Origin of the sequence: Bacillus pretiosus (assembly GCF_051294775.1) — a bacterium.
GTDB lineage: Bacteria > Bacillota > Bacilli > Bacillales > Bacillaceae_G > Bacillus_A > Bacillus_A wiedmannii.
Genome location: NZ_JBPPHF010000006.1, coordinates 184,477 through 197,279 on the forward strand (window position 1 = coordinate 184,477; position 12,803 = coordinate 197,279).

Here is a 12,803-nt window from a genome sequence, read left to right on the forward strand (position 1 = left end):
TATATTAATGAATTCTAGCTACCTTTACTAGCTGTTTATTTTAATGAGAAGATTCCTTCGTTCTTATTAGATTTGAAACCCAGGATACTGTTTAGTTTTTGAAAAAAAGTGTATATGCATCCGCAATGTTGCAAATAGACGACTGAATCGCAATACTATCCACTTCTTTTTGCAAAATAAACACTTTCTTCATGGCAGAAAGTTTGTGAAAGCATATACCATATGTCAAACCTTTCCCTGTATCTTTGTATACGTTATCCCAAAGAGAATAGAAAGTGATTGAATATAACATGTAAATAGCCAACTATTTTATTAGTTACCAGTGCCTGTGCTTAATTTGGTTAGATACAAAATTTAGATACTTTATTGCGCCTCATTTCTTTCACCTCCATTTCGATATACGTCTATTATACACCAAACATACATTCGGTATATAGTACCACTTTATGTATGTGGAAAAATTAATATGGCTCCTGTCATCTCTTGTCCGAAACAAACTCATCTTCTCCTACTTACTTCGCGTTCTTTGAGGAATGCATAAAAATGGCCCATCAAATAATACAATGGGCCATTTTTATAAAACTTTTTTAATTCTATTTTTCTTAATATAAAGTATTACGCTATTCATTGTACTTCTTTCAGTTTGTTTACCTAAATAATAGTTATACCAAAATTGCTTTTCCTTCTAATGTTCTCCTGATTTTCTCAGCAACCGTGCCCAATGATATCCATATCATCAACTAGTTAAGAAATTCTATCTTGATATCTCTTCGTCCAAAGTCATTCATTCTGTCAGCATCTGTCATATAAATGTCTACTATGTTTCCTTTTATAGCACCACCTCGATCTTCGACAGTGTAAATTCCGTTAATATATGGATAAGAATCACATATAATTCTTACTCTTGTTCCCATTGGAACCGAGCGATCCATTGCAATCATACCTGGTTGTATTGTCTTACCTGAAGTTGTTATACCTGTAACTCCTGGCTCGTTTAATGTATAAGCAGTACCAATCCCCATAATCGTTCTAGAAACACTAGTATCTTTAGCAGTAGGAGGATCAGATTTGTCTGATGATGGTTTTTCAGGCATCACTGGCCTGGCAGATTCCTTCGCTTCGCGCAATTGCTTAGCTAAATCTGCATTCTCTGCTTGAAGTTTCTGATTCTCTTCTTGAGACTGATGTTTCCCCTCATTAATAGCTTCGTTTTCATTTTTTATTTCTTCTAATTCAATAGAAAGCTGTTCTGTATTAGCTGCAATTTGTTTTTTTTGTTCTTCTAATACTTTGTTGTTTTCATTCGCGGTTTTTAATTTTAGAACAGTTTGTTTATGGTTTTTCTCTAAGGATTTCACTTCTTTGTTTAACTCTTGAATCTCATAAAATTGAAATCCTACACCGCTAGCCAATACGGTTGCTGCCGTGACTTTTAAACAGTTCTGTATTATTTTTCCCTTTTTGATTTTTGTTTTCATTTTGAATCAAGTCCTCTCATTATTATATTTCTGTTGTTACAGTAGTGAGAAGGTTAGAAGTTTTTATAGAGAAGTAAAATAAAAAAGAGCCCTCCTAAAAGAACGGACTCTTTATACATTATTTTTATTCTTTAACTTCAGGAAACTCTTTCTTTTCGAACCACTGATGACGGCAAGCACGCTTTAAGCATGTATACTTAATCCTTGTTTTCCATTCATCTTTATATGCACGAGGATTTTGGCACTCCGGGCATGTATTCTCGACGTAACGTTCTTTGTATGTATTCCCCTTTGTCTTATGACCTCTTGATTGTGCATTATATGATACGATTTGTTTGTTCTCCATATAAACTACCTCATCCCTATGCAAAATTTGTAACAGTTGTTTTACCTTAAAAATCATTTACACCATAATATAAAATGTCCAAACAGAATATAAGCACTTACACTTGATTTTACAAGTCTTTATTGTAATTTTTTATTATTTTGATATTCTAAAAAATCATAGAGGATTGACAGCCGCTTTCCTTCGAGTGTTTGAACGAGTTTAAAATCATTTTTCACTGCCTCTACATTATAAATATCTCCAATAATGAAACGCTCGATATCTTCCATTATTGTGGCTAATTCCTTATGAGCAGTGCCGAATTTATCTTCAAAGTCTTTTGCAAACAGAATTGGAAATGAAGCATAAATTCGATTAAATTCATTAATCATATAACGATGAATATACAGCATATACTCCTTCATTTCCCGAATTTCTTGTAAACCAATAGATACAGCCCTTGATTCTTGTTCTCTATTAATAGGAGGTAATGGCATTTCACCTACAAACTCTTCCAATTTTTCATCTTTAATGGAAGGAGAAATATACCCCTCAGTTGATTTTTCCCTATCTTCATACGATAAGATTTTTTTCCCTTCTGCTCTTAACAAGACATCTTCTAATTTATCTCTCGATTGATAAATCATCGCATCATTCTTTTCTTTGTTGTTTTCTAGTAGTTCACCAAATGTTTTTTCAAATATATTTGATTTATCTTTGTTTGACATTTTATTTACTACTCCCTTGTTATATGAATAAGTATGGTGAATTCGGCTTCTTTCAGTAATATTATTAAAACCTACTACTCTTCCAACTGAATCTTGTCTAAAAATTATAAGTACATGGACATCTTTTTTAGATAGACATTCCCGCTTACACTTCTTGTAAAATTATTCCCTGAATATAATTACTGATACAACTTAATTTTCCTATATTATACATAAAAAAACTAATTAAATTAGAATGAAGATTCTATGACATTTTATTTATTTACAAATAAATCTGATTATTACCTATAAAAAGAAAGCCATCATCACAAAGATGCCTGCCCTCTTCATTAATTATCTATTCCCACCACCAAGAAATACTACTAGTAATAGACATCTTAGTTGCAGCCATTGAAAGATTAAACATCATTTTTTTGAGCATTCGTTTTTACCTCCTTAATTGTTTTGTCAAACTGTTTTTCTGTCCGTTCTTTTCTTATAGAAAATATTAAAAGTAGAATAAATACTAAAGTTGAGCTAATAGTTAAAAATATTAAATTCAAATCAGTACCTTTTACATGTGTCATAAACATTGAAGCAGGTAGAACAATTGCCGCAACAAGAGAAATTCCTATCACTATATATTTCTCATATTTAAAACGTATTTTTTCGAAATCAAATTTAAAAGTCCACTCTTGAGAATAAAGAACAAATGCTAATAAGGCATAGCTAAAACCAGATGTAATATCCATTGCATAATTCCTCCAAATATGCTCTTTCAATTCAGAAGGACTAAAAAATCCAAGTGAAGCAAATATGATCATAATTTGAATAATAAGAGGTATAATGACACCTCCTGCAACAGTCACTACAAGTGCCCAAATAATAGAAAGCTTCTCTATAGCAGCTAAATAAAGGAAAGTTATCAGTATTCCTATAATCGGTACTAAATAACCAATACCTTCTTGTTTATTAAAGTAGATGGAGTAATTAATAATACTAGTCAAAAATGAAAGTAGAGAAATTATCGTAATGTTTCGATGGAACCTTAAACAGAATATAGCGCACATAATTGCATAACTGCCAATTCCCAAAATTGTTTGAGATAAAATAAACCAACCCAAGTTTGCTGAATTCAAATTTTTCACCCCTAAGATATAAAAACATATGCATTACACTCTAATAATTTTGCCATACTCCATTTTAAGATACCAATTAACTTTACATAAACATTCAATGAAATCATTGTCATCTTTCTAAACATTCTCACTAATGCATCCTTTCATTTTCCTCTTAGATTTTCTTATTTCTTAATTGAATGATCTCACTAGATAAATAAAGTAGATATTTTTCATCAAACGAAATAACGGAGTGGGGTCAATTTTCTCAAAACGCTTCAAATGTATATTTAAAAACAAATACTTAGAATTAATAATTATTTTTTAAAATGTGTATTTATAGCCTTTTTATCTTTTACCATTAAGTGATCCCGGATTTTAAATCTCTATTTTTCTAAACGACATTCCCAGCCGTTTGCTTTTCTTTCTAGTTTCTAATTTCTAGGCCCTTCCTTTAGTATTCTTATAAAGCCGAATCTCTTTACATAATTTACAAATTGCTGTATTCTCATATTTTCCATTTGTTTCTTGCTACACTTATGCAACAAGACTCAACTCCTGATCACAACGATTGGTATACCTGTAGTTGGTAATATCCTCTTTCAGACCAGTGATGGTAACAACTCTAGATTTGTAACAAACAGCTTGGTATCTAGATGTTACTAATATATAATGATTCTTAACCTTAGAAGGTTTGCGGTATTTTACATCACGAGCAAGATCTCGATTAATTTGCATTACAACACGTTTCTTAGAAGCAGTTCTTTTTCCAACACGTTGCTTATACCTCCTGACAGCATGTTCTGTAATTATCATCTTGAGCTTCCCCTTTCGGTTATACAAAAATATTTTCTATCTAATTGGTTATCTATTAAATTTTCTTCACAATTCTCAACTTCTTCAAATGGATTTAGCGCCTAACTTTCGCATTTATTATAGTTGGTGGCTACAATTTAAATGCTGTATTTTCATTTGGTAATGTAAGTACTCATAAATGCAAATCCCCCCTATTCACAACTCTCAATAGAAACGTAAGCAGTTAATTTGAAAACGTCAATAAGTCGGTAAAAAATAAGACGAGCATTTAAGCCCGTCTTACAAGATGACATTATTCCTTAAGTTCTTTTGTCTTTGACGTTACCTTGTTATCATTTATCAATGTCAGCACTGATGCGATAAATGTAACAACAGCAGCAACTTCTGCTTCACCTAATACAGGTAAAGGTTGATAGCCTTTAGAAGTCAAATACTGATTCAACCAAGCTAGTACAAAGACAATAATTCGAATTAATGCCCCCTTATTATCCATTAAAACATCTTTAAACATATGCAACACCCCAAAAAAAGAAGATATGGTACTTAATCACCATAACGAATTACAGAGATTAGAGCCATATCCTACTTTTTCTTCTCCCAACTTAAATCACATTTACAAAATCATGTTCTTAAGGGAGAGTAAACAAGTTCTATTATTGTTGCTATTTAGCTTTCACACATTGGTGCATACAATTATCATAATTTACCTTAACCACATATCCAAGTTCTACAATTTTTAAATCCACTATTTTTCTCAAGGCTAGTAGGAATTTTTAATTGCCCGTAAGCTTCTATTAACTTATGAACTATATCCTCTGATACAGCTTCATCCCTTAATTTGAAATCCCTCTTTCAAACATCTCTTTAGAGTATTAATGGAGGGATTTCAATGTAGCGGTTTTTAATATTGCTGTTGTTAATAATTTTAGGAAGCCAGGTTAGACTCTTTCTTGTTCCTTATCATCATAATCAACTGGTAAATTTAAACTTTTATACATATATAAACTAAATAAGTGACTTACAAACATCTTTACCTTAGTACATTTACCTTTCTCCTACTTTAGTTACGGGTATTAACTCTAAAAAAAGGGAGCCTCTTTCAAGGAGCTTTTGAACTAATTGGCTAAGACTTAACAATCATTCATGATGTTTGAAAATTGCTCCGGAGTCGTATGCTTAGAAATAGCGCGGATAAGACATGATAAGTTAGGTTGTTTTTTTGCAGCAAACACTGCTTGATCAATTACTTCCATATACCCTTTCCCTTTACACATACAGCAAAACCCTTTCTCCGTAATACCGGTGCTATCACACCATGAACATGAACGATTCTTTAGCATAGCTAACCCTTCCTTTCAAAAAATATATACTGAACGAATGGTCGTAATCCTCACTTTTTTATAGCAGAAATGTATTTTAGTTGACCATTCCGAACTGTCTAACATAGGAAAGTATGAATCTACTTCATTATGTGTATTATGAATGCGCGTAGAATAAAGATGAGAAACTATTGGTAGGAACAATTTATATGTTTGCTGACTAACAATAACAACAATATCTTTATCCTTTAATTGTTCACCCCTAAATTGAATATAATCAAATCCTCAAAAAACAAATTTTACATCTATTAAATAGAAATAATCTATTTTCAAAGGTATTGGATTCTCTTATAGGAAGTACTGTATTAAATCAATCTTTAATGTTTTGTGACTGAGTAAAAAAATTTTTATAATTCATAATAAATTTATCTTTCTTTGTTGATATGAAATGGGTCATATCATCTTTTAATCGACAAAACATTCTATTATCAAAACCAAAACTTATTAATTGTAGACATTAATTTTGCAATATTCATTTATTATCCTTCCCCGTTTCGTATTTTGTAACAAGTTCCTGTGCACGCAATAGACTTTCCACATCTTCATACAACTCAAACTGTTTTACGGGGTCCTTTTCATCCTTAGCACGTTTTTCCACCTTTTCAACAAGGCTTCCAAGATTAAAAGTTTTTTCTTGTTTCATAACTTGTTTAGTTAAATATTCATACTCTTCTATTAAACAGTTGGATATTTGTTCTACAGATTTATCATGCGATAAAGTTTGTCTATAAGAATTATAAAGGGTCATCGTAAATTGATGGAGCCCTTGTTTTAACTCCGACCGTAACCTTCTCTGATCACTCATATAATCACCTCCACCAATAAATAACCTACTTTAAAATGGTAAATCATCATCACTGATATTTATGTCACCAGTGAACATTTCAAAGTTATTTTGTTGTTGATTACTATTATTATCAAAGGTAAAAAATACAATGTTATTTGCGCGTAATTCCCAGTACGTAGTTTTATCCTTCTTAGAAGATTTCATTTTACCGATTACTTGCACAACAGAACCTTTCTTTTGGTATCTTTGTACCTTTTCACCCATTTTCCCCCAAACAGATACATTAAAGAAATCAGTAGTTTTTTTATCTCCATGCCCATCATCTACTGCTACAGCAAAACGACAAACTGTCTTTTCACCATACGTATTACTCTCAGGATCACGAGTTAAGCGACCTGTAATTGTAATAATTTGATGCATAATAAATTACCTCCAACTAATGTTTAATTAATTTGGTAAAAATGTTTCATTTGCCACATAGTCATGAAGCTGTTTTAACAACAGAAATACAGCCAATTTAGTGGAGATTTTACCTTTCTTTAAAATCCTGTATAAAAACTTTACTTCTATTTATGACACGTGAAGATTACATTTCTCCCCCATTTTTCTCTATAAGTTTATGAAAAGGAGATTGCTGATAGTTTATTTACTATCTTTTTGAAAGAAGTACCTACATATTTCTATTAAAATATGATTATCATTAGTAGTGTCATGATTTATGAAAATAGAAGTACTTCTTAAACATTTCATGTTATAGTAAAATGTTTTTAATGAAACAACATCAAACTGCTTTTATGAGTTGTTAATAAATAACTTCTCTCAAAACGTAAGCACTTAAAAATTAAAAATCAAGGTAAAAAAAGAGCTTTCCCACGTAGTTTTTTTCTACACAAGTAAACTCTTTACATTAGGCGTATATAGTATTTTAAATATATCTAATCTGTTAATAGTACGAGTGAGAGAATAATCATAAGTTACCAGAAAGAACAGGTTACAAAATCGCGTAAACCTTACCAACTACTACCCACCTAGCTAGTAATCCTCTTCGACCATTAGTATATCTATCTGTAGTATTATCGTTACATTAGTTACCTAGTACTAATTCATAACCTAGCCAATAAATAATTATTGTATTTCTAGTCTTATAAACCCTTGGGACTAAGTTGCTTAAAAATGTTTTCAACTAATATCAAACTCCTTTTCGTTTTATTAAAAACAAACGACCCAAACGGTATTTTAATCCGTGCTACCGCATAGGTTATGCAGAGCTATAGAACTATAATTTTTTAAAATGACAAACTTGAACCTGTAACTCTATGTGTGTAAGATAAGCGCTCTAACAGCTAAGCGAAGAAGAAATAATATTTAAAATCATAAGTACTTCTCTTTTATTTTCCGGTATTTACTTTTTATATTTAAATTAAGGGCCCCTACCACTCCCCTAATCTAGTATTGAATACTAGGGTCTTCTTCCTCACAGCGAAGACCATCCTAAAATCTATTAATTTAATTTTAAATATATTTGCTAGATTATTAATAAAACCCTATGATCAAATAAATTCAATAATAACTTTTAAATTATCTAAATAAAAAAGCAGACACAACATGTGCCTACTTTTTGGAAATTAATATCTTGTTAGATTTGCATAAGATAGAGAAACCCAACCATCATGCACTCTCGCCCATCCATCACTAATATCGTAGATATTCCACGTTTCTCCATTAGGGATAGTACGAATAATATCCCCATCTGTAGAAGATTGTGTACGAACGTTTAGATTTGCAGTAGTTGTAATTTTCCCAATTGGATCACGTTTTCCCGCTAAATTTTCTGGATTTCCATTAGAACTTCCTGCAGGAGTAAACTTAACATAAGCAGGACCTGCTGACACCCACTGGTTTCCTCCAACATTGTATAGACCATTAGATAGTCCCCAAGTTTGATACATTTCACCTTTTTTCACTGTCTTAACAACTCGTGAATCAAAGCTAGCAAATTCCCTTACATTAAGTTCTGGAACAAGAATCTCAACAACACCAATACCATCTGAAGATGGGGGTTGAGTTACTGGTGGTGCTATAGTTGCACCCGTACCAGTAAGTTCAGCTTGTACTGCTGCTAAGAAACTATTCCAGCGCCCTTCATCTAAGATACGGTGTGGGCAATTCTTAACTGCTCTAGAATTACCGTTTCGAACACCAATCTCTGTCCAACTCTTATGAGTACGCACACGATCAATTCCCCATCCGCGTTCTCGTAACAGTTGAGCGACGAATTTAATTGCTAAACTTTCAGCTTTTTCGTATCTTGGACCACCAGACAACGAGTAACAGATTTCAACACCGATAGATTTTCGGTTTCCATTCCCACCGCCATCTCCACAATGCCAAGCATTACGATTAACTGGAATACCCTGAATAACTTCAATATCATCTACTGCAAAATGAAATGAAACCTCATTGTTATTTCCAATCATATAATTTATTTCATTTTTTGCAGGAGCATCATTATACGTATTATGCACTGTAATATACTCTGCGTTCATAGAATAAGGAGCTTTGATTGGATATTTACTTGCAGCCACAAGATTTTGTATAACTGGAATGGCCATAGTCGTACACCTCCGTATAGATTAAAATGCACGACTAAATTAACCACTTCCTATGTTTAGTTCAAGGTTAAACTTAATCTACTTTATTGAGTGCTCCTAAATGAAGAGAACTGATATGTCTATTTTTTTCTGTACCGCACTGTTTTTACCATTTGTCTACTACACTATTTCCAGAAAACAAGGGTAGCCTTTTCCATCCTATATTCTCTTTAATACCAGGCTATTAAGCTAAACCTGCTACTACCTTATCTTCTACCACCTCAAAGGATAGTTTAAAGCCTTTTTCTTCAACTAAATAAGTAGCAAGTTCACTTAGGATATATGCTGTGTATTCGTGCTTGTACTCTACAGACTCTTTAAAACCTAACATATTTGCCTTTTTATAGAAAGCAGAAGAAAATAGAATTTCGTAAACCTTAATTCCACTAGGGTCTAAGCAAACTGTTTGACTAGCAGCTCCGTCTTCAATAATTTCGTTAACAACTTCATCAAGGATACTTTTTATTTTTCCCTCAGTAGTCTTAGCAGGTCTTTGTTGTTCTACTTGATTTTTAATATTTGCAGCAAAATCTTCTTTGGTATTCACTTCGGATTGAGCCTTTATATCTTCTACAAGTTTTTTGAAAGCAGCTTGTTCCTTGATGAAAGCTGCAAGATTAGCCTTTGGTTCTAATTTCATGTAAGGAATCATTACTGAAGAATCCATATCTACTTTCGCTACTTGTTCACGAATTTGTTTAGAAAGTTGTTGAGTTGAAATTTGAGAAGCTAATAAGCTAGCAAGAATTGGTTCTTGTATTGTTTTCTCTTCAGATTCAATTCCTACAATAGATAAGAGTTCTGTCAATAATGGATCAGTGAAAATACGAGAAATTACTTCGTTTATCCCTGCATGAGTTTCATTACCTTGTGGGTGTGAATTTAATACTGTTTTAAATTCTATTACCTCTCTTGGAGATGTTTCTAATAAAGCCTTTGCTACAGATTCAATGTATTCTTTAGCTAATGTTTTTTGCATAGTTAAAATCCTCCTGTATTGTCTTAGTTTGCTTAGTTATTTGTTACTCGATTTATATAGCGTTCGCTATCTGCAATTTCAAAAATATGAAAATCCACTCTAGTTAAGAGGTGTTCATTAGTGTTTAAGAAATCTTCTTTTGTTTTTAATGTAATGCAATCTAATGTATAATTCCTCTAACTAGAAAACCAGATACGTGAGGAACAACTACATCTGGTACTGCATCCAGAACACTACCTTAATTCTTCTGTTGTCAATCTGTTCATATTCCTTTTGAATTCTTTAAGACTACAGACTGTATTTTATGAAGTGCATCAGCCCACCTCATCTTACCTCTTATTTTGAGTCGCTTTAAGAGGATTCGACGTTATATTTTTTTGCATGTACAAACAAAACCATTTGAGAACAAAAAGTCAATAGGTCAGAAGAAAATTGTACACTTGTAATTTTCATTAAATCAATAAGACGTTATCCAACGATTTATTCTGGTAATAATTTAATTTCTCTCACTAACACACGAAAAGGTTCAAATCCATGTGAAACAATAATATCTGTATTTGCCCTTGATTTGAATTTACAATCTCTTTTTAAGGCAAACATTTTCCCACTTGCAATTACAACATCATCTTTTTTAGCACTGAGTTTCTGCCATAAAGATATTGGTACTACAATTAGTAGCTCACCAAAACCATCATTAAGTGTTACATAAACAATATTAGCACTCGCAGTATCACTTAGATTATTCATGTTTACAATACTCTGAATCTGCCCACCACAAACAATTTCCTTCTCCTGCATTCCACTAGATTGTAAATTGTAGGAGAATTCGCTAATATGAGATTGTAGTCTCTTCATTAGTTTTGCTGCTTCTAACACCTCCGTATTAGTGTCTACTAGTACATCTAGTTCGTTATTCACATAAATTTCTTTTAGTATATTTGTCATTTAAAAAATCCTTTATCACATAGTTTTTTGTTTTTTCAATAGATTAGATTATATTTTTATAGAGGCATACAGTAGAATCCACTAAAAATATTAAAAAAAGATCGCTGATTCGATAAGTTCATTCTCATCCAATCAAAACAGGACCTTTACGATCTATTACTCCGATTAATAACTTCAAATATGCATTGAAAATTGCGGACAAATACTAAATATGCCTTAATAATCAAGTATGTAATTACAGTCTACTTACTACATTAGTCAATCCCTCAATCACAGCAAGTTCGTTACTACACATAATATGTCCCGGAGTACCATATGTTCTTTTACCATTGAAATATTTTCTAACATCCGTTCGTAACTCATTCAGCTTACCCTATCAATAATAAAGACCTAATAGAACATTCCTATTAGGTAATGACTTCAATTCTGTATAGATAATTAGAAAACTTTCACATACTAAGGATTGGTTAAAATCTTTATTGACAATACAATGCAAAACAATATTGCAATTGTTTCTAAAAATTTGGTATATTCTTCAAGAATTCGCCATACTAATTTTCACACTTAACTTGTCCCTTATGAATTCTTAATGTATGTAATGTTGTATAACTAACAAGGTAATTAATTATATCTTTAACCCTACTAGTAGTATTAGGAATACACTAAAAGATTTTAGTTAAGTAAAAATCATTTTCAAATTGCTACACATGATTAGCAACTTTTATATTCAACTAGCTTTCTCGTACTCGATTTGCGCTTCTGGTTTTAAGTACATCTTCCGTTGTTCTTGCTTTCTTAAATGTCGTGGAAGGAACATCTTCGTACCGTTTAGCCCAAATGCAATCCTGTTCCAGTCTGTCAAGATAGTTGTTTTTAGCAACTTTGGATTTTGAAGAATGACATTGTATGCTTCACGTAACGTTAAGTCATCAAGATCAATCCCTTGTTCAGTAAGAAAATCAATTGTACTACCACGTTGAGTTAATAAGTCATCTAAACCGTTGTCTGTTAACGCTAACAAAGCTTTGAACTCAGTAAAAGTAAAACGATCTCGTACAATGTGTTTATTTGTCGCTATTAAATCGTACTTGGCCAATTTTTCTGCAACCCTTTCTCCTTCCGCACTGTTAATTGTATAAATAGTAATATTAAGGCTTTTCAAAAATAATTCCTCCTAATGCTTTCTTAATATAGGTAACATAAACACTTGATTTAAAAAATGCTAGTAATTTTATCAAAAGCACCACTTCATTTCAGAAAAAAATTACAAACTTTAAAAACACAAAAAAGTAGGAGCTTTAGCCCCTACTTAATTACAAAAACCATATCTCGCTTAATTTTCCTATCTTTCAGATAAATGACATTATCGACATATTTCATTCATGTAACAAATGAAAATATATCCTATTTTGTTGAATAAACACTAGATTAACAAAGTTAATATTGTTTTTTAGTGAAAATAACATTTTTGTCATTAAATAACTAAAGTTAGTAATTGTAAAAAAGGTGATTGCAATCGCTATTTGTCCCTTGTATGATAAAACCAAGAAAAACAAACATCGTTGAATTTGATTTGTCAATACCTTTTTTTGAAATATTTTATGAAAATTAACCTAAA

14 protein-coding genes and 1 pseudogene are annotated in these 12,803 nt (G+C 31.7%); all 15 read right to left on the reverse strand.

Translation table 11 applies throughout. From position 1 onward, the window contains the following. Window positions 1-59 precede the first annotated feature (59 nt). A pseudogene (locus ACSG5Z_RS25170) lies at window positions 60-323 on the reverse strand (IS200/IS605 family element RNA-guided endonuclease TnpB); the annotation flags it as partial. A gap of 417 nt (window positions 324-740) precedes the next feature. Further along, on the reverse strand, window positions 741-1,478 hold the full coding sequence (locus ACSG5Z_RS25175; RefSeq protein ID WP_435712452.1) for a 3D domain-containing protein: 738 nt from the start codon (window positions 1,476-1,478) through the stop codon (window positions 741-743). A 124-nt stretch (window positions 1,479-1,602) separates the two neighbouring features. Further along, window positions 1,603-1,824 (reverse strand): zinc ribbon domain-containing protein, encoded by a 222-nt coding sequence (locus tag ACSG5Z_RS25180; protein WP_000428645.1) that lies wholly within the window; start codon window positions 1,822-1,824, stop codon window positions 1,603-1,605. A gap of 119 nt (window positions 1,825-1,943) precedes the next feature. After that, window positions 1,944-2,531 (reverse strand): hypothetical protein, encoded by a 588-nt coding sequence (locus tag ACSG5Z_RS25185; protein WP_435712453.1) that lies wholly within the window; start codon window positions 2,529-2,531, stop codon window positions 1,944-1,946. Between the two features lie 398 nt (window positions 2,532-2,929). After that, complete coding sequence (locus tag ACSG5Z_RS25190; protein ID WP_435712454.1) at window positions 2,930-3,658, reverse strand: hypothetical protein; 729 nt, start codon at window positions 3,656-3,658, stop codon at window positions 2,930-2,932. 507 nt (window positions 3,659-4,165) lie between these two features. After that, entirely contained in the window at window positions 4,166-4,444 is a 279-nt protein-coding gene (locus tag ACSG5Z_RS25195; RefSeq protein WP_435712455.1) for a hypothetical protein, read from the reverse strand. A gap of 292 nt (window positions 4,445-4,736) precedes the next feature. Next, on the reverse strand, window positions 4,737-4,955 hold the full coding sequence (locus ACSG5Z_RS25200; RefSeq protein WP_000471768.1) for a phage holin: 219 nt from the start codon (window positions 4,953-4,955) through the stop codon (window positions 4,737-4,739). A gap of 619 nt (window positions 4,956-5,574) precedes the next feature. Further along, on the reverse strand, window positions 5,575-5,784 hold the full coding sequence (locus tag ACSG5Z_RS25205) for a hypothetical protein (protein WP_435712456.1): 210 nt from the start codon (window positions 5,782-5,784) through the stop codon (window positions 5,575-5,577). Window positions 5,785-5,799: 15 nt separating this feature from the next. Beyond that, window positions 5,800-5,967, reverse strand: a complete 168-nt coding sequence (locus ACSG5Z_RS25210) for a dihydrofolate reductase family protein (RefSeq protein WP_435712457.1) — start codon at window positions 5,965-5,967, stop codon at window positions 5,800-5,802. Window positions 5,968-6,295: 328 nt separating this feature from the next. Next, complete coding sequence (locus tag ACSG5Z_RS25215; RefSeq protein ID WP_435712458.1) at window positions 6,296-6,628, reverse strand: hypothetical protein; 333 nt, start codon at window positions 6,626-6,628, stop codon at window positions 6,296-6,298. Window positions 6,629-6,658: 30 nt separating this feature from the next. Continuing rightward, window positions 6,659-7,030 (reverse strand): single-stranded DNA-binding protein, encoded by a 372-nt coding sequence (locus ACSG5Z_RS25220; RefSeq protein WP_435712459.1) that lies wholly within the window; start codon window positions 7,028-7,030, stop codon window positions 6,659-6,661. 1,205 nt (window positions 7,031-8,235) lie between these two features. Continuing rightward, window positions 8,236-9,222 (reverse strand): N-acetylmuramoyl-L-alanine amidase, encoded by a 987-nt coding sequence (locus ACSG5Z_RS25225; protein ID WP_435712460.1) that lies wholly within the window; start codon window positions 9,220-9,222, stop codon window positions 8,236-8,238. Between the two features lie 223 nt (window positions 9,223-9,445). Next, window positions 9,446-10,240: a hypothetical protein gene (locus ACSG5Z_RS25230; RefSeq protein ID WP_435712461.1), complete on the reverse strand. Its 795-nt coding sequence runs from the start codon at window positions 10,238-10,240 to the stop codon at window positions 9,446-9,448. A 480-nt stretch (window positions 10,241-10,720) separates the two neighbouring features. Further along, window positions 10,721-11,185 carry a DNA-binding protein gene (locus tag ACSG5Z_RS25235; RefSeq protein WP_435712462.1) on the reverse strand — a complete coding sequence of 155 codons (465 nt, stop codon included), beginning with the start codon at window positions 11,183-11,185 and terminating at the stop codon, window positions 10,721-10,723. 727 nt (window positions 11,186-11,912) lie between these two features. Beyond that, on the reverse strand, window positions 11,913-12,347 hold the full coding sequence (locus tag ACSG5Z_RS25240; RefSeq protein WP_435712463.1) for an ArsC/Spx/MgsR family protein: 435 nt from the start codon (window positions 12,345-12,347) through the stop codon (window positions 11,913-11,915). Between the last annotated feature and the right edge of the window lie 456 nt (window positions 12,348-12,803).